Raw genomic sequence first — 17,836 nt, 5'->3', positions numbered from 1 at the left:
GCGGCCTTCGCTCGCTCACTGGCGCAGCAGTGCCTGGGCAAGGATCTTCTCCGCGACCTGCATGGTCTTCAGGGCGTCGCGGAACGGTGAGCTCGTGAGCTCCTTTCCCGCCAGGAGCGAGTCCACGAACTCCCGGTTCTTGGCCTGGAACCCACCGTAGATGTGGAGGCTCTCGCTGCCCGCGACCGCACGAGAGTCGTACGTCGTGCCGGCTGTGTCCCCGTCCGCGTACAGGTGAGCCTGCCCCTCCGGGTCGGCGTCACAGGCGATCTCGGGTGCGTGCATCTCGACCCTGAAGATCCTCCGCCCACTCGCCCAGTTCGCCACCAGCAGACCGGTCGATCCGTTGTCGAAGTGAAGTGTCGCCGTGATCCAGTTGAGGTCCGGTACGCCGACCTGCTTGCAGTGACTGTCGATGTCGACGACTTCGCCACCGCAGAGCCACCGCAACGTGTCGATCGCGTGCACGCCGTCGTCGAGCATCCGGTCGCGGGCGGACACGAATGCGCGCCGGTCGCACTTGTAGAACTCGCACACGGCATGGCTGATCGGTCCTCGGGCAAGACATGCCTCGCGCATCTTCACCAGGAGCGGCGACGTCCTGCGTTGGTGGCTGACCTGAGTGATCACCCCCGACGTCTCGGCGAGGTGGGTCAGCATCCGCGCCTGGTGCCAGCTGAGGCCGAGCGGCTTCTCGACGTAGAGGTTGAGGCCGTGTTCCAGGCACCAGACCCAGATGTCGTACATCAGGTGCGGCTGGCCGACGGCATAGACACCATCGGGTGCCGTGGCGTCCACCATCGCGCGATAGTCGGTGAAACGACCCTCGATGCCGTAGCGGTCCGCGACGTCGGCCAGCCGCTCGGCGTCCAGGTCACAGACGCCGACGATCTCCACGTCGTCGAACGACGCCAGCGACGGAAGGTGCACCCGCTGGGTCATTGCACCGACGCCGACCAAGACAACTCTCGCACGGCCCATACCATCGTCCCTTCTGTCGCGTACGCATGCGAACCTCCCCGACGTCATCGACCGCCCGGTGGGGCTGTCGACTGCCGCACGACGAGTTCCGCCGCCGCGGTCACGTGCTCGGGCTCACCACTCCGCTCGCCTTCCAGACGTCCGATGAGCTGGTCGGTGGCGACACGCATCATCTCTGGCAGCGGTTGGCGCACCGTGGTGAGCGGCGGCGCGGCTACCTCCGCGAGCACCGGCAGGTCATCGAAGCCGAGCACCGACAGGTCGTCGGGCACGCGAAGGCCGAGGTCACGAGCGCCGGCGTACGCCCCGATCGCGTACATGTCGTTGATCGTGAAAAGCGCCGTCGGCCGGTCGGGCCGGCTCAGCAGGTGATGCGCACCTGCCCGACCCAACTCGGCCCCCTCCGCATCACCGAACGCCGTCACCGACGCGCCCTCCCACACCAGACCCGGGTCGAACCCGATGCCCGCCGCCTCCAACGCCTGGCGGTACCCGGCGAGCCGCTCGCGCCGACTGACGGTACGGATCGGGCCGGACAGGAAACCGATCCGCGTGTGCCCCAGTCCGGTCAGGTGGGAGATCGCCAGCCGGCCGGCGAGGACGTTGTCGATCTCCACGCTGCCGACGACCACCGAGCCCGCGCCGGCGAGTGACCGGTCGAATGCGACGACCTGCAGGCCACGCCCAGCGAATGTCGTGAGGTGGTCGAACGACAACGGCGACGACCCGAAGATCAGTCCTCTCACGCCGGAGTCGAGCAGCGTCTCGGCGAACCTGGCCTCCCGCGCCGGGTCGCGCTCGGCGTTGCACAGCAGCACCTGGTAGTTGCGTTCACTCGCCGCCTGTTCGACCCGCAACGCGACGAAGCCCCAGAACGGGTTCGCCACCGAGGGAACGATCAGCCCGATCGTGCGTACCTGCCCGGTACGGAGCTGGCGGGCGAGCTGGTTGGGCGCATAGCCGAGCTCGCGGACGGCCTGGCGTACCCGCTCGCTGGTCTCGTCCCGCATCCGGCCGACCCTGCCGTTGAGGACGTTCGACACCGTGCTCGGTGAGACGCCGGCATGGCGCGCGACGTCACGCAGGCTGACCTTGCCGCTGCCCAACCGCCCTCCTCACACCGGTATGGATGTCGTCCGGAGTCTAACGATTTAGTCCGGACGTTGGCCACCTCGAACGTCGGTCTCTTCGAAGCACGACAGCGTCCTCTCTCGGACGCGGCGACGTCCGCAACGCCATTGAGTGGCAGATTGATAAATCGTTACACTGCGGCGATCCACGCTGGTCGTCGTCTCGCCCGGCGGGCGGCATCTCCACGGTCCCGCGTTCAGCCCGCCCGGCGGTTTCGAAGGCTGGCGCTGCCTCGACGAGAGGAGCCTGACCATGGGTCAGCAGACCAACCACGTCCGCCACGGTCTGACCCGGCGGCAGGCACTCGGCATTGGCGTGTCGACCCTGCTGGCCGGCGGCGCGGGAGCCGGCTGCAATCTACTGTCGACCGATCCGACTACGCAGAAGAAGGCGACCGGACCGGCCGCGTCCAAGGGCCGGGAGGCGCCCATGCTGGCCGAACGCGTCAAGGCCGGTACGCTCCCGCCGGTCGGAAGCCGCCTGCCGAAGAAGCCGCTCGTCGTCGAGCCCGCCGAACGCATCGGGCAGTACGGCGGTACGTGGCGGGCGGCCATGCTCGGGCCCGACACCGCGTGGCTGGATCGCAGCGTCGGTTACGACCCGGTGCTGCGATGGCGCCCCGATGCCCGCACGTTCGGCCGCGACCAGGTGGTGCCGGGTGTCGCCGAGTCCTTCGAGGTCAACGCCGACGCGACCGAGTACGTCTTCCGGTTCCGGGAGGGCACCCGCTGGTCCGACGGAGAACCCTTCACCGCCGACGACGTGCTCTTCGCCTATGACGACGTGTTGCGTAACGAGGACATCTCTCCGCTGCTGGCCGCGGCCTACCTCAGCGCGGATGGCCCGGCAACGCTGGAGAAGATCGACGACTACGCGGTACGGGTGACGTTCCCCGCGCCCAACGCCCTGTTCGCGCAGCGGATGGCGACCAAGGCGTACGGTCTCGACTTCGTCCGGCTCCCGAAGCACTACCTGTCCCAGTTCCACGCGAGCTACGCCGACAATGCCGACCAGCTCGCCGAAGAGGAGAAGCTCGGCGACTGGGTGGCACTGTTCGACGCCAAGCGCGACAGATGGGCCAACCCCGAGCTCCCCACGCTCAACGCGTGGATGATCAAACAGCCGGTCGGAGAAGGCGACCGGGTGGTTGCCGAGCGCAATCCGTACTACTGGAAGGTCGACCCCGACGGCAGCCAGCTTCCCTATCTGGACGAGTTCGTCAACACCCTCATCACCGATCCGGAGGTGATGCTCCTCAAGGCCACGAACGGCGAGTTCGACATGCAGACGCGGACCATCACCTCGCTGCGGAACAAGCCCGTCCTCGCGCAGAGCCGCGAGAAGGGTGGCTACGAGTTCGTCGACATGGTCAACGCGAACATGAACACCGCGATCATCTCGCTCAACCTCTGCCACAAGGACCCGGTGAAACGCGAGATCTTCCGCAACCGCGACTTCCGCATCGGACTCTCCCACGCCATCAACCGACCGGAGATCATCGTCGCTGCCTACCAGCGGCAGGGTGAGCCGGCCCAGCCGGCGCCCCGCCCGGAGTCGGACTTCTACGACGAGACGTTGGCCAAGCAGTACACCGAGTACGACGTGGATCTGGCCAACTCGCACCTGGACAGGGCCGGTTACAGCGACCGCGACGGTGATGGCCTTCGGCTGGGCCCGGACGGGTCGCCGATCAGGTTCTCCGTCGAGATCGCCTCCCAGGACTACGGCTTCGCCTGGGCGAGCGTGATGGACCTGGTGCGGGGATACTGGCGCGAGGTCGGCATCGAGGTGAACATCCGGGCCGAGGACGGCGACCTGTTCTACGAACGCAAGGACGCCAACCTCTTCGACGCGGTGGTGTGGCAGGGCGACGTCGGTGGCATGGACCCGCGCCTCGAACCCCGCTACTACATGCCGTACCGCGACGAGTCGAACTTCGCGCTGGCGTGGGCGGAGTGGTACCAGACCAAGGGCGCCGGCGGCGAGGAGCCGCCGGCCGCGGTGCGCGAGCAGATGCGGCTGTACGACCAGATGGCCGCGACCGCCGACCCGGCCGAGCAGGACCAGTTGCTCCGCGACGTCATCGCGATGGCGCGCGAGCAGTTCTACGCGATCGGGATCGCCCTGCCGCCGAAGGGTTACTGCATCAGGCGTACGGATTTCCACAACGTGCCCGCGACGATGATGATCGAGTCCGACTATCCCGAGCCAGGACCGTCCAACCCGGAGCAGTACTTCACCACCCGCACCTGACTTACCACCCGCACCTGACTGACCACCCGTCGCCCACACACCACCCGCACCGATAGTGAACGTTGCGTTTCCAATATGTGGAGAGTAATCTGCGCGTATTGGAAACGCTCCGTACTCTATTCTCGCGAGGTTGGGTGGCGGCATGGCGCAGCGACGGCCGACGTCGATGGCCCTCGTACTCCCGGGACTCCTGCTCGTCATGCTCCTCGGCGCCCTCGACCAGACGATCATGGCGCCCGCGCTGCCGACTGTGGCGGCGGACCTCGGCGGGCTCGACGAGATGCCCGCTGTCGTGGTCGCGTACCTCGTCGCGGCGACCGTGGTCATGCCGATCTACGGCAAGCTCGGCGACCGGCTCGGCCGCAAACCCGTCATGCAGGCGGCGATCGGGGTTTTCGTCGCCGGCGCGATCCTGTGCGGGCTCGCGGGGTCGATGTCGCAGCTCGTCGCGTTCCGGGCGGTCCAGGGCATGGGCGGCGGCGGGTTGATGATCGGCGCCCAGGCCCTCATCGGCGAGATCGTGAGTCCCCGTGAGCGCGGCCGCTATCTCGGGTTCGTCGGTGCGGCGTACGTCGTCGCCGCCGTGGGTGGGCCGCTGCTCGGCGGGTTCTTCGTCGACCAGCTCAGCTGGCGGTGGATCTTCGCGATCTATCCGCCGCTCGGGCTGGTCGCCTTCGTCCTGCTGGCCGCCACACTCCGGATCCCCCGACCGACTGCCCGGCCGCCGATCGACTGGGCCGGCGCACTCACCCTGGGCACCGCAGTCGTCGGCACGGTCCTGCTGGCAGGCACGGTGGGCGGTCTCGACGCGGTGCCGGCGTGGGTCCGCCCCGGCCTGATCGCCGCGACGATCGCCGGGTACGCCGGCTGGCTCGTCACGACCAGGCTCGCCACCGACCCGATCCTGCCGCTGCGACTGTTCCGCGACCCGGCGTTCGCCATCCCGGTCACGATCAGTTTCCTCATCGGGTTCGCGCTCTTCGGGACCGTCACCTACGTCCCGGCGTTTCTGCAGATCGCCCTGGGGACGACCGCCACGCAGGCGGGGTTGCTGGTGACGTCGCTCATGGCCGGCGTCCTGCTCACCACGGTGGTGTCCGGTCGGCTCATCACGCGGACGGGGAAGTACAAGGCCTTCCCGGTAGCCGGTACCGCCCTCACGGCGACCGGACTGGCGCTGCTGGCCCTAGTCGGCGCCGGCGCTCCTCCCGCGGTTCTCGCGGCCGTGCTGCTTCTGACCGGACTCGGGGTCGGTCTCGTCATGCAGGTCATGGTCCTGGTGGCACAGAACTCCGTGAGCTATCCCGACCTTGGTGCGGCGACGTCGGCAGTGGCCTTCCTCCGCCAGATCGGCGCCTCGGTCGGGGTGGCGGTCGTCGGAGCGCTGGTGACCTGGCGCTTCACCGAACGCCTGCCCGCCGGGCTCACGGACCGGCTCGGCGGCGGCTGGATCGAGAGCCTCTCCCCCGACGCCCTGGCGCGGCTTCCGGAGGGTGTGCGGTCCGCAGTCAGTGCGGCGTTCGGTACGGCCGCGCCACCGGTGTTCGGTGCGATGGCGCCGCTGCTGGTGCTGGCGTTCGTTCTCGCGCTCGCGCTGCCGGTACGCCCGCTGCGGACCACTGCCCATGTCGACGCCCACCACGAGCCCACCGCGCAGGTCGCCACGCACGACGACGCCCCCGCCTCCCGACGACACGAGGAGCACCAGCCATGACGGACTGGCACGTCAGCTCGCTCAGCGAGTTCGGCCGCGACGACATCGGTGCGGCAGGCGGCAAGGGCGCCAACCTGGGCGAGCTGGTCCGGGCCGGTTTCCCGGTCCCCGACGGGTTCGTCGTCCCCACAGATGCGTACGAACGAATCCTCGACGCCTCCGGGCTCCGGGCCCACCTCGCCGACGTGCTGGGCGCTGACGGTGGCGACGGTGCCGCGATTCGCGCGGGGTTCGCCGCGGTCGAGGTTCCCGAGGCACTCCGAGCCGCGCTCGCAGAGGCCCACGCGAAGCTCGGCGGCGGCCCGGTCGCGGTCCGCTCCAGCGCCACGGCGGAGGACCTGCCCGGCGCGGCGTTCGCCGGCCAGCAGGACACCTATCTCAACGTCATCGGTTCCGCCGCCCTGGTCGACGCCGTACGGCACTGCTGGGGATCGCTGTGGACCGAGCGGGCGATCGCCTACCGCCGTAAGCGGCGGATCGACTCCGCCGACGTACGCATCGCCGTCGTCGTCCAGCGCATGGTCGAGGCCGAGACGGCGGGCGTCATGTTCACGGCGAACCCGGTCTCCGGCGACCGGAGCGAGATCGTCGTCGACGCCAGCACCGGGCTCGGCGAGGCCGTCGTCTCGGGCCTCGTCACACCGGACCACTACGTCCTGGACGCCGGCGGCAAGGTCAAGGAACGCACGCCCGGGCGGCACGAGGTCGTCGTCGCCTCGACGCCGGGCGGCGGCGTCAGCCAGGACAAGGGTCCGGTCACCGACACGCCTCCGCTGCCGGCGGCCGTGCTGGCAGAGCTCGCCCGGCTGGGAACCGCGGTCGCCAGCCACTTCGGACGTCCCCAGGACATCGAGTGGGCCTACGCCGACGGGCAGGTGTGGTTGGTCCAGTCGCGCCCGATGACCGCGTTGCCGCCGCCCCCTGTCCGGCTCAACCACGTACAGCGGCGCATGGCGTCGGTCCTGCTCGAGTACCTTCCGGTCCGCCCGTACCCCATCGACATGACGACCTGGCTGCCGTACGGTCCGGCCGGACTCATGGCCAAGGTGGCGGCGAGCGTCGGTGTGGTGCGGACCTTCGACGACATCCTCCACGAGGAGGACGGCGTGGTCGACCGGGTCGTGCCGCCATCGCCGCGCCTCGCGCCGAGGGTGCTCTTGGCGCCGTTCCGGCTCGCCCGCCGCGCCGGCCGGTACGACCCGGCACGGTGGACCGAGGACCCGCGCTTCGTCGAGTTCCTCCGGCGTACGGACGCACTCGCCCGCGTCGATCTGCAGTGCCTGCCCTGGTCAGAGCTCGTCCGGGTCCCGCGGACCGCCCTCGACCTGGAGAAGCCGGTCGCCGACCTGCGCATCGACTACCTTCCCCGGTCCGGACTCGCGCTCTTGCGGCTGCTCGTCGCGCTCACGCTGCTGCGGCGACGGCGCCTGCTGGGCGACCTGATCCTCGGCGCGCACACAAGGACGGAGGCGGCCAACCGTGCTCTGGCTGGACTCGCCGATCTGGTACGCGCCGACGCCCGACTGGCGGACGCGTTCGCGCGGTTCGACGCGGTCAAGCTGGTCGACGTGATCGCGGATCCGGCGTTCGACGGGTTCGCGCGGGCGTTCGAGGACTTCCTCGGTGAGTACGGACATCGCGAGACCGCCAGCCCGATTCTCGTGTCGCCACCCACCTGGGGCGAGGCTCCGGAGACGGCACTGGGGCTGGTCAAGGTGCTCGCCGGGGCGCGGTCGCGGGGTGGTCCCGACACCGATGCCGACGCCGATGCCGATGCCGACGCCGATGCCGACCGGGCAGGTGCGGCGATGGCCGACGTGCTCGACCATCCACTGCTGCGCCGGCCGTGGGCGCGGGCGAGAATCCGGCGCTGGGTCGAGGCGGCCCGGGCGGGTATCGCCTTCCGCGAGGACTCGCACTTCTACTTCACCAAGCCCCTGCCGGTCCTGCGGCGTTCCCTGCTGGAGATGGGACGCCGGCTGTGCGAGGCCCGAGTGCTGGACGTTTCCGAGGACGTGTTCCACCTGCGTCTCGAGGAGCTCGAAGCGCTCACCGACGTGACCGCTCTCCCGGACGCGACCGCATCGGAGGTGCGCGCGGTGGTCCGGGCGAGGGCGGCCAGGCGCGACGAGTTGTCCGGCGTACGCCTGATCGATCCTGCGCTGGTCTTCCCGCGCGCCAGCGACGAGGGGGACGCGCTGGTCACCGGAACCGGCGCCGGCGGTGGCGCCGTCACGGGACCGGTCAAGGTCATCCTCGGACCGGACCAGTTCGGTGACCTGCAGACTGGCGACGTCCTCGTCTGTCCGTACACCAATCCGGCGTGGACACCGCTGTTCCCACGCGCGGCGGCGGTGGTGGTCGATGCCGGCGGGATCGCTTCACATGCCGCGATCGTCGCCCGGGAGTACGGCCTGCCCGCCGTCATGGGCACCGGCCGGGCAACCAGCGTGCTCAGCGACGGACAGCTCGTCACCGTCGACGGCGACACAGGACGGGTGACCGCGGCCACCCGCGAAGCTTCCTAGGATTCTCCCGTGGCCCGCGAAGCGCACGACCCTCCGGCCAGGGCGGCCACCGACCACCGCAGCCAGCCGCGGCGGCGCGGAGACGCCCTCACCGCCGCCATCTTCCAGGCCACGCTCGACGAACTCGCCGAGCACGGCTACGCGAAACTGACCATGGAACGCGTCGCCGAACGTGCGCGGGCGAGCAAGGCCTCGCTCTACCGTCGCTGGCCGACCCGGATCGAGCTCGCGATGGACGCCGTCTACCACGCCCTGCCCGACCCGACCGCGCCTCCGGACACAGGGACGCTGCGCGGTGATGTCCTCGCCAGCCTCCGCGCCTCCGCCGACGCGCTCGCGGGACCGGCCGGCGAGGCGATGCGCGGTCTGCTGAGCGACGTCCTGCGTGACCAGGCCACCACCACACAGGTACGCCAGCACTCGCAGGGAACCGGCCGGATGGTCATGGGAGAGATCGCCCGCCGGGCGGCCGAGCGCGGCGAGATCGACCCCGGCGTCGTGACTCCTCGCCGGCTCGAGACCGGACAGGCGCTGCTTCGTACGTACTTCCTCTTCAACGACGTACCCATCCCCGACGAGATCATCGTCGAGATCGTGGACGAGGTGGTGCTGCCGCTCTTCGGCGCCGATCCCGCCGCGTCCTCGGCGTGAAGGGTCCTCGGCACCCCGCCCCCGGGGCTGCTGAACCCCCGCCCTAGCTCCGCTCAGGCGTCCTTCGTGGCTTCGCCCCGGTAGGTGCCGAACGACCAGAGGTTGCCCTCCGGGTCTCGGACGCCGAACCCGCGCGAGCCGTAGTCCTCGTCGCGGAGCTCCTGGAGGATGTCCACGCCCGCGGCTTTGGCGCGGGCGTACAGGGCGTCCGGGTCATCGGTGACGACGTAGACGCCCTCGTGTCCCGGCTGCTGCGGCCACGGGTCGTCGGTGCCCGGATCGCGAACCGAGCCGAGCATGATCCCGCCGCCCTGCGGCCAGGACAGCTGCGCGTGGTCGACCCGGTCCCCTTCGCCGAAGACCACCGTCTCGACGAAGCCGAAGGTGTCGACCAGGAAGCGGATCAAGGCTCGCGCGTCTCGGGCGCGGAGGGTCGGCCAGATGGCCGTGCCAGGTGCGTTGTCAGTCATGGCCTCGATGCTGTCCGGTCGAGGTCTGGTGCGACTTGGAAATTTCCGAACTCCTCGGCCAGCCACCGGCTCGGCGGGCAACCCGCGAGCGACCGGAACTCCCTCGCCAGGTGCGCCTGGTCGTAGTAGCCGGACTCCGCGGCCAGGGTGGCGAGGTTCGGGCCGGAGTCGTCGGCAGGTGTGGCGTGGCGCTGCAGGATCCGCCGGGTCCGGTCGAACCGGATGACCCGCGCGGCGACCTTCGGGGTGAGCCCGATCTCGGTACGAAAGTGCCGCGCGAGGTACCGGTCGCTCCACCCGACCTCCTGAGCGACGTCGGCCACCGAGGCCGTTCCCCCGCTCGACAGAAGCCGCCGCCAGGCGTGGAGGAGCTCGGGCGGGAGGGGGCGGGCGGGATGGTGGTCGGGGTGGTGGCCGAGGTGGTCGAGTCGTCGCAGGAGGAGTTCGTCGAGGACGGCGAGGCGTCGCGGCCAGGCCGCCGCGGTCCGGATGCGCTCGTGCAGTTCGTTCGCGAGTGACCCGAGGATCTCTGTGCCGTCGACGTCCACGCTGGCGAGCTCCCCGGCCGGCAACCCGAGGAGTGCCCTCGCGCCGCAGGGGTTGAGCGCCAGCTGGATCCCCGACTGCCGTCCCTCGTGGCTGATCAGGGCGGGAGCGGTGTGCAGGCCGCCGATCAGCGTGTCGTACCGGCCTGGCGCGATTGCAGGATCCGGATGGGCGGCGATCGTGACGGGTTCGTCCAGGGTGACGATCAGGGTGAGGTACGGCGAGGGCAGGCCGCGATGGATCCCAGGCGCCCGACCGGCCTGCCGGTAACCGACGTACTCCGCCACGAACGGTCGCAGCGCAGGCGAGGGCGGCCTGCTCACCCATTCCTCGGCCGGCTCGTTCCCGGGCATCCGTCCATTGTGCGGCACGTCGTACGGCCACCCAAGCTGCGCGCCTTGCGCGCCAGTTCCCCACGATGCGCGCCCGATCCACCGTGCATCGTGGGGAATGATCACGCATACGTGATTCTGCCTGGAGTCCGGTCGAGATCCGGCAATTCCTTGACACCTGTTGCGGGCCGTAAATAGCGTCCGAAATGCTGGACACCTGCCGCGGGACGCCTTTTCCATCCCGGTCCCGCCTGTGGAGGGCTCCGTCGCAAGAACCCCGGTCGGCCAATTCGCCCCGTATCTCTCCGGGAGCGGCGGGTGGGCGCAACGTGGCGCCCGGCCCGGCGCGTCCGTCGCCGCTCGTCCGTTCCGGATCGCCAAGGTCACAAGGACCGCAAGGATCGCCAAGATCGCCATCGTCGCGAAGTGAGGTTTCGTTCATGGGGTTGGAGTCGTTCGGACTCAACGGCCGGGTCGCCCTGGTCACCGGAGGTAACCGCGGCCTCGGGCTGGTGATGGCGACGGCACTCGCGGCAGCCGGTGCCGACGTCGCCGTGACGAGCCGCCAGGAGGATCAGGCGAGGGAGGCGGCGGCCGGCATCGCCGAGTCCACCGGCGTCCGCGCGCTCGGCGTCGGCGGAGACGTGACCCGCGCCGACGACGTGGCCCGCGTGGTCACCACGGTCGCCGAGGAGTTCGGCCGGATCGACATCCTGGTCAACAACGCCGGGATCAACATCCGCAAGCCGATCGAGGAGTTCGACGAGGACAGCTGGGACCGCGTGCAGGCGACCAACCTCAAGGCGCCGTACCTGTTCGCCCGGGCCGTCTCGCCGCACATGAAGGCGCAGGGCTACGGCCGGGTGATCAACGTCGGTTCGATGCTCGGCCTGTCCGCACTCCCCGACCGCAGCGCCTACTGCTCGAGCAAGGCGGCCGTGATGCAGCTGACCAAGGTGCTCGCACTCGAGTGGGCCGGCCACGGCATCACCGTCAACGCGCTGTGCCCGGGACCGTTCGCCACCGACCTCAACATCCCGGTCATCGAGAACCCGGAGACGAACAAGTTCTTCGTCGACCGGATCCCCCTGGGTCGATGGGGAAATCCTGACGAGCTCAGTGGCGCGATCGTGTTCCTCGCCTCGGCCGCGTCGAGCTTCATGACCGGTTCGGAACTCGTGATCGACGGAGGGTGGACCGCCCAATGAGCCCGTCACCTCTGCGCGTGGGACTTTCCGCGTACGGCACCACCTACAGCATGGGTCTCAACCCCGACGCCGGTCGGCCACGCATCACAGCGCGGGCAATGATGGACCTGGCACAGACGTACGGCCTGACCGGCGTGGAGATGCCGGCCACGTTCCTCGAGGGTGAGGACGTCGAGAAGCTGGGCAGCGAGGCGGCCGAACGAGGTCTGTTCATCACCGTAGACACCGGCGGCTACGACCCCGAGGCACTGGCCCGGGTGATCGAGCTGGCCGCGCGGGTGGGCGCTCCCACTGTCCGTACCGTCGTCGGCGGCGCCAAGATCGGCGGCGACCGGCGACCCCTGGCCGGCCGCTGGCAGCCCTTCCTCGCCGAGGTGCAGGCGAAGCTGAAGGTGGCCGCGGGAACCGCCGAGAGCGCGGGCATCAACCTCGCCGTGGAGAACCACCAGGACCTCGCGTCGGAAGAACTCCTGTGGCTGTGTGAGTCGATCGGGTCGCCGTCCTTCGGTATCAACCTCGACACCGGCAACCCGCTGGGAACGGCGGAGGAACCGGTCGACTACTTCCGCCGGGTCGCACCGTATGTCAAGAACGTCCACCTCAAGGACTACTGGACGTGGTGGAGCGAGGAGGGCTATCTGCTCGTCCGCTGCCCCCTCGGTCAGGGGCTGACCGACTTCCCGGTGTTGCTGGACCTGCTCGACGAGGCCGTGCCGGGCGTCACGATGGCGATCGAGCTGGGTGCGCTGCAGGCCCGCGACATCCGGGTGTTCGCGCCCGACTTCTGGCCCGACTACCCGCCGTCCCGTACACCCGCCCAGCTGGCCGAGGCGCTGCGCGTCGTCCGCGCGAACGCCCGGCCGGGAGGCGACTGGCGGACGCCCGCCGAACGCGGCGAACCCGCAGAGGCCATCGTCGCCTACGAGCAGCGCCAGTTGACGGCGAGTCTCGCGTACGTCCACGCACTGCAGACCGCTCGGGCGGGAGACCGATGACCGCGCAGGACCACCCGGGCGGTGACCTCACCGGCAAGGTCGCGCTCGTCACCGGGTCGAGCCGCGGACTCGGCCGCCACTACGCGCTCGAGCTCGCCCGCCACGGCGCCGATGTCGCGATCCACGACCTGGACGGGGCCGCGGCCGCGCGATTCGGCGAGGCCGAGTCCGGAGAGGCGGTGGCGGACGAGGTACGCGCGCTCGGCCGGGGGTCCGGGTTCTTCGCCGCCGACCTGACCAACGCCGCCCAGACCGCGGGCCTGATCACGGACGTGATCGAGGCGTTCGGTCAGCTCGACATCCTGGTCAACAACGCCGGCGGGGACATCGGCGCGCAGACCCCCCGGCCGGAGCCGAACGACGCGCTCGACATCGACCCCGACGACATCCGCGCCGTCGTGGACAACAACGTCCTCACGACGATGTACGCCTGCAAGTACGCCGGCCGGCACATGCGCGAACGGCGTACCGGCCGGATCGTCAACGTGGGTTCGGTCGCGGGGCACCTACCGGCCCGCAACGGCCTCATCTACGCCGCGGCGAAGGCGGCGAACTCGCACTACACCAGGTGCCTGGCCGAGCAGCTTCGTCCGTACGACGTGAACGTCAACTGCATCGCGCCGACCGCGACCTATACCGGGCGGTTCCGCGCCACCCGGGAGGTCGCCGACCAGAGCGACCGGTCCCGGCTGCAACGCGTCGCGGAGCCGGCGGACATGGCGTCGATCGTGCTGTTCCTCGTCGGCCCGGCGTCGGCCCGCCTGACCGGCGAGACGATCGTCTCCTGGTGACGCCCGTGACGAACCTGGCAATGAGCGTCGTGCGGGGCCGGCGTGACACGGCGGCGACGCACGCCGTTCCCGAGCCCGGACCAGGCGAAGGCTCCGTGCTCGTGCGTACCCTCCTCGTCGGGGTCTGTGGCACCGACCTGCACCTTGTCGGCGGTACGCACCGTGCGTCCGCGTCCGGCCCCGACGCGCCCCGGCTGGTGCTGGGCCACGAGGCGGTCGGGCTGGTCGTGGAGGCACCGCCGACCTCCGGGTTCGCGCCCGGGCAATTGGTCACCGGCATCGTGCGCCGGCCCTGCGCCGAGTGTGCCGCCTGCGCCCGTGGTGACTGGGACTTCTGCACCAGCGGTGCCTACACCGAACGCGGTATCAAAGGTGCCGACGGTTTCGGCCGGACCCGCTGGCGTAGCGAACCCGCCTACCTCGTTCCCGTTCCCGACAGGCTCGGCGAGCTGGGCGTCCTCGTCGAGCCGATGTCGGTCGTGTGCAAGGCACTCGAGACCGCCTTCTACGTCGCCCGACGGGGACCCTCCACGCCCGCGCGCCTCCTGGTGACCGGCGCGGGGCCGATCGGTCTGCTCGCCGCCGCCGCCGGCCGCGACGCCGGGCTCGACGTGACCGTGCTCGACCGGATGCGTACCGGCGTGAAACCCGACCTGGTGACCACGCTCGGTGCGGCGTACACCGACGACCTCGGCACCCTCGCGGACGGTCCCCGCTTCGACCTGGCCTTCGAGTGTTCAGGGGCGGCCGGGTTGATCGGGCCGGCCACCGCCCTGCTCGGCCAGGCCGGCGTGATGATGCTCATCGCCGGTGGCGCCGCCGACCCCGGCTCGGTCCCGCCGATGCTGCTGCGCGCGAACGCGGCACTGGTGGGCACGGTCAACGCCGGCCGCCGGCACTACGCCCAGGCCGTCGACACCCTGCTGCGCGTGGACCGCTCCTGGCTCTGCCGCCTCCTCACCCGGCGCGTGCCGCTCACCTCCTGGCAGAGCGCCCTCGACCGTGACGACGACGAGGTCAAGGTCGTCGTCGAGTTCTGAACCATCGGCTGAGGCGTTGTCGGGTTCTGCACTACGCCAGCTTCCGCTGCGTACCGGATCCATGGACGCCGTCTGGTGCCAGGCCGCACTGCTCCACCTCCCTCGTGCGGACGTGCCGGGCGTGCTCGCCGAGTTCGCCCGAGCCGTACGCATCGGCGGCCGGCTCCACCTGTCCGTGGCCGACGGCGACGGCGAGGCGTGGGAGGTCGCGTTCAACTACGGCTCGCACCGTCGGCGCTGGTTCACCTACCACCGCGCACCCGACCTCGCCGCGCATCTCGCCGCCGCCGGCTTCGTCGTCCAGGAGGTACGCCGGACCACGTCCTTCCGCGACTGGCTCGGTATCGATGCCCGGCGGGTCGCGACGTAGCACGTGTGTCTCTGCTCGATGGACCGGAACGGTTCCACCCATCCCCGGACGACGATGCGTGTAGCCAGCCGCAGGCATCGGCCCGACCCCGCACCGCCCTTCCAGCCGTCGCCTACGGCCTGCTGTGAACCTCTAGTGTGGGGCACTCGTCGTTGCCCGCGAGTGAGCGTGCCGTGCAACGTCGTTCGTACGTATGAAAGGGACGGCCATGATCTTCATCACCGCGAAGTTCCGCGTGCGGCCCGAGTCGGCCGACCAGTGGCCCGCGATCGTCGAGGAGTTCACCCGGGCGACCCGCGGTGAACCCGGCTGCCTGTGGTTCGACTGGTCGCGCAGCCTCGACGACCCGGCCGAGTACGTCCTGGTGGAGGCGTTTCGCGACGACGACGCCGGGGCGGCGCACGTGCAGTCCGCGCACTTCGCGAAGGCACGCGAGACGCTGCCGCCCCACCTCGTCGAGACACCGCGGATCGTGAACTTCAAGGTCCCGCAGGACGACTGGTCCGAGCTCGGCGAGATGGCGGTGTCAGGCTGAGTCGCTGAGTCGCGCGGCCAGCCGGGCGTCGTGATCAGCCGGTCCAGCTGGGCACTGCCTGCCGCGACCGCGACGAACCGACCCTTGTCGAGTCTCGACCCACCCGCGGTGCATGGACAGCGCGGCGCATTCCGTTCACGTTCACCTTCCCGCAGTACTACTCGGCCGCTGACATGGGCCAGTCTTGCGACCGGTCCGCCGGGGCCCCTCGTACGCCAGCGCACTGGGCTTGACCACCAGTGCAGTGTTCGGCGGAGATGTCGCAACGGCGGGTTGACAGATCACAGCTACCCGGACACCGCGCGTGGCGGCCAAGAGTGTCCACCGATGCCGCGTTCCGTTGACCTGCCACGCGGGCCACCATTACTAATTTTGTATGCCTTATTCCCCGCCCGCCGCGAAGCCCGCTGACGCTGGCACCAGGCGGTCAGGGGCGAAGCGGTCGCGCCGGCGCTGGGGGCAGGAGGCGGTGCACGGGTACCTCTTCGCCGCGCCGGTGATCCTGGGTCTGCTGATCTTCACGGCGTACCCCATTGTCTTCACGTTCTATCTGAGCTTCACCGAGTACAAGATCGTCGACGCGCCGACCTTCATCGGGTTGCGCAACTACCTGGAGATGTTCTCCGACGAGCTGTTCCTCAAGTCGCTGTCGGCGACGATCTACTACAGCGTTCTCGCGATCCCCCTGACGCTCATCACCGGTTTCATGGTTGCCATCCTCATGAACCAGAAGGTTCGCGGCATCAGCATCTACCGCACCATCTGGTATCTCCCGACGCTCGTACCCGCAGCGGCCGCCGCCGCCCTGTGGCGCTGGATCCTCAACCGCGACTTCGGCCTGCTGAACAACCTGCTCGACTTCGTTGGCATACCCGGCCCTGGATGGTTGATCGAACCCGGACTCACCATTCCCGCCCTCGTGATGATCGGGCTCTGGATGGGCCTCGGCGGGACGATGCTGGTCTTCCTCGCCGGACTGCAGGGACTCCCCCAACAGCTGTACGAAGCGGCCGAGATCGACGGTGCCGGCACGGTCGGTCAGTTCCGGCACATCACGGTCCCGATGATGTCGCCGATCATCTTCTACAACCTCGTACTCGGCATCATCGGGTCGTTCCAGGTCTTCACGATCGTCTACCTGATCTACACTCCCACCGGCACGGGCAGTTCGGGGCCTGAGGACTCCGCGCTGATGTACATGGTGTTCCTCTACCGCAACGCGTTCCAGTACTTCAATGTCGGGTACGCAGCGGCACTGTCGTGGTTGCTGTTCCTCGTCATCGTGGGGCTGACCGTGGTGATGTTCCGCCTCCAACGCCGTTGGGTCTACTACGAAGCCGAGCGCGGGAGGTAGGCAGGTGGCCACCACGACGACGGGAAGCGGTCCCCTGACAGTCGACCTGGGCGAGGCACCGGCCGCACCGCGCCGGCGGCCGACCGGTCGGATCCGCCGCGCGGTGGCCTACGTCCTGCTGACCGGGGGCGGGCTCGTCATGCTGCTGCCGTTCGCGTGGCTGATCAGCAGCTCCCTGAAGGGGCCGGAGAACATCTTTGTCCTACCGCCGGAGTGGATCCCCGAACCGGTGCGCTGGAGCAACTTCACCGAGGTCCTCTCCGCACTCCCCTTCCTGCAGTATCTGGAGAACACACTCGTCATCACGTTCGTCGCGACCGCGGGGCAGGTGGTGACGTCGGTGTTGTGTGCCTTCGCGTTCTCACGACTGCGCTGGCCCGGCCGCGACATCTTCTTCGCCATCGTGCTGGCCACGCTCATGGTGCCGTACACCGTGACACTGATACCGACGTTCATCCTCTTCAAGTCGCTGAACTGGTTGGACACCTTCCTGCCGTTGACCGTGCCCTACTGGTTCGGCGCCGGCAGTGCGTTCTTCATCTTCCTGCTCCGGCAGTTCTTCCGTACGCTGCCGATGGAACTCGACGAGGCGGCCCGCATCGACGGGGCCAGCCCCTGGGTGATCCTCACCCAGATCATCCTTCCGCTGTCCAGACCGGCGATCGCGGTCGTGACGGTGTTCTCGTTCCTCTCACACTGGAACGACTTCTTCGGTCCGTTGGTCTACCTCACGAGCGAAGAGAAGTGGACCCTCGCGCTGGGAATCTCAGCGCTACAGGGCCTGCAGTGGGGCCGGGACATGACCCATCTCGTCATGGCCGTCTCCGTCATCATGGTGGCGCCGGTGGTGGTGCTGTTCTTCCTGGCGCAGAAGACATTCATCCGCGGAATCGTGCTCACAGGTCTCAAGGCGTAGTGACGACGCCTTGCTCGAAAG

16 protein-coding genes are annotated in these 17,836 nt (G+C 69.4%); 12 read left to right on the top strand and 4 right to left on the bottom strand.

Annotated features, from left to right (window positions below):
• Positions 1-15: 15 nt before the first annotated feature.
• On the bottom strand, positions 16-981 hold the full coding sequence (locus ABN028_RS06180) for a Gfo/Idh/MocA family protein (protein ID WP_349695931.1): 966 nt from the start codon (positions 979-981) through the stop codon (positions 16-18).
• 44 nt (positions 982-1,025) lie between these two features.
• The gene (locus tag ABN028_RS06175) at positions 1,026-2,087 is read right to left on the bottom strand and encodes a LacI family DNA-binding transcriptional regulator (protein ID WP_349329066.1); all 1,062 of its coding nucleotides are present in this window, start codon (positions 2,085-2,087) and stop codon (positions 1,026-1,028) included.
• 277 nt (positions 2,088-2,364) lie between these two features.
• Between ABN028_RS06175 and ABN028_RS06170 the strand changes: the two genes are divergently transcribed.
• From ABN028_RS06170 to ABN028_RS06155, 4 genes are all read left to right on the top strand, one after another.
• Positions 2,365-4,365 carry an ABC transporter substrate-binding protein gene (locus ABN028_RS06170; protein WP_349695930.1) on the top strand — a complete coding sequence of 667 codons (2,001 nt, stop codon included), beginning with the start codon at positions 2,365-2,367 and terminating at the stop codon, positions 4,363-4,365.
• A 142-nt stretch (positions 4,366-4,507) separates the two neighbouring features.
• Positions 4,508-6,079 carry an MFS transporter gene (locus ABN028_RS06165; protein ID WP_349695929.1) on the top strand — a complete coding sequence of 524 codons (1,572 nt, stop codon included), beginning with the start codon at positions 4,508-4,510 and terminating at the stop codon, positions 6,077-6,079.
• Complete coding sequence (locus ABN028_RS06160; RefSeq protein WP_349695928.1) at positions 6,076-8,607, top strand: PEP/pyruvate-binding domain-containing protein; 2,532 nt, start codon at positions 6,076-6,078, stop codon at positions 8,605-8,607. The genes ABN028_RS06165 and ABN028_RS06160 overlap by 4 nt, the downstream gene beginning before the upstream one ends.
• 9 nt (positions 8,608-8,616) lie before the next feature.
• Positions 8,617-9,258: a TetR/AcrR family transcriptional regulator gene (locus tag ABN028_RS06155; RefSeq protein WP_349695927.1), complete on the top strand. Its 642-nt coding sequence runs from the start codon at positions 8,617-8,619 to the stop codon at positions 9,256-9,258.
• Positions 9,259-9,311: 53 nt separating this feature from the next.
• Here the strand turns inward: ABN028_RS06155 and ABN028_RS06150 are convergent, their stop codons facing one another.
• A complete protein-coding gene (locus ABN028_RS06150; RefSeq protein WP_349329061.1) occupies positions 9,312-9,728 on the bottom strand; it encodes a VOC family protein in 417 nt (138 codons plus the stop codon).
• The gene (locus ABN028_RS06145; RefSeq protein ID WP_349695926.1) at positions 9,725-10,627 is read right to left on the bottom strand and encodes a helix-turn-helix domain-containing protein; all 903 of its coding nucleotides are present in this window, start codon (positions 10,625-10,627) and stop codon (positions 9,725-9,727) included. Before ABN028_RS06145 ends, ABN028_RS06150 begins: the two co-directional genes overlap by 4 nt.
• A 419-nt stretch (positions 10,628-11,046) precedes the next feature.
• On the opposite strand from ABN028_RS06145, the gene ABN028_RS06140 reads away from it, so the two are divergent.
• The 8 genes from ABN028_RS06140 (at position 11,047) to ABN028_RS06105 (ending at position 17,815) form a co-directional block, all read left to right on the top strand.
• On the top strand, positions 11,047-11,814 hold the full coding sequence (locus ABN028_RS06140) for an SDR family NAD(P)-dependent oxidoreductase (RefSeq protein ID WP_349329059.1): 768 nt from the start codon (positions 11,047-11,049) through the stop codon (positions 11,812-11,814).
• A 17-nt stretch (positions 11,815-11,831) separates the two neighbouring features.
• Positions 11,832-12,809 carry a sugar phosphate isomerase/epimerase family protein gene (locus tag ABN028_RS06135; RefSeq protein ID WP_349329058.1) on the top strand — a complete coding sequence of 326 codons (978 nt, stop codon included), beginning with the start codon at positions 11,832-11,834 and terminating at the stop codon, positions 12,807-12,809.
• Positions 12,806-13,600 (top strand): SDR family NAD(P)-dependent oxidoreductase, encoded by a 795-nt coding sequence (locus tag ABN028_RS06130; RefSeq protein ID WP_349695925.1) that lies wholly within the window; start codon positions 12,806-12,808, stop codon positions 13,598-13,600. Before ABN028_RS06135 ends, ABN028_RS06130 begins: the two co-directional genes overlap by 4 nt.
• Before the next feature lie 5 nt (positions 13,601-13,605).
• Positions 13,606-14,640: an alcohol dehydrogenase catalytic domain-containing protein gene (locus ABN028_RS06125; RefSeq protein ID WP_349695924.1), complete on the top strand. Its 1,035-nt coding sequence runs from the start codon at positions 13,606-13,608 to the stop codon at positions 14,638-14,640.
• A 16-nt stretch (positions 14,641-14,656) separates the two neighbouring features.
• Positions 14,657-15,010, top strand: coding sequence for a class I SAM-dependent methyltransferase (locus tag ABN028_RS06120; RefSeq protein WP_349695923.1), 354 nt, complete (start codon positions 14,657-14,659; stop codon positions 15,008-15,010).
• A gap of 208 nt (positions 15,011-15,218) precedes the next feature.
• On the top strand, positions 15,219-15,545 hold the full coding sequence (locus ABN028_RS06115) for a putative quinol monooxygenase (RefSeq protein ID WP_349329054.1): 327 nt from the start codon (positions 15,219-15,221) through the stop codon (positions 15,543-15,545).
• A 376-nt stretch (positions 15,546-15,921) separates the two neighbouring features.
• Positions 15,922-16,899, top strand: coding sequence for a carbohydrate ABC transporter permease (locus ABN028_RS06110; RefSeq protein WP_349329053.1), 978 nt, complete (start codon positions 15,922-15,924; stop codon positions 16,897-16,899).
• A gap of 4 nt (positions 16,900-16,903) precedes the next feature.
• Entirely contained in the window at positions 16,904-17,815 is a 912-nt protein-coding gene (locus ABN028_RS06105) for a carbohydrate ABC transporter permease (RefSeq protein WP_349329052.1), read from the top strand.
• Positions 17,816-17,836: the final 21 nt, after the last annotated feature.

This window comes from Actinopolymorpha sp. B17G11 (assembly GCF_040196095.1).
In the GTDB taxonomy this organism is placed as follows: Bacteria; Actinomycetota; Actinomycetes; order Propionibacteriales; family Actinopolymorphaceae; genus Thermasporomyces.
The sequence above is the reverse complement of the archived record's forward strand: the minus strand, read 5'-3'. Positions and strand labels throughout refer to the sequence as shown.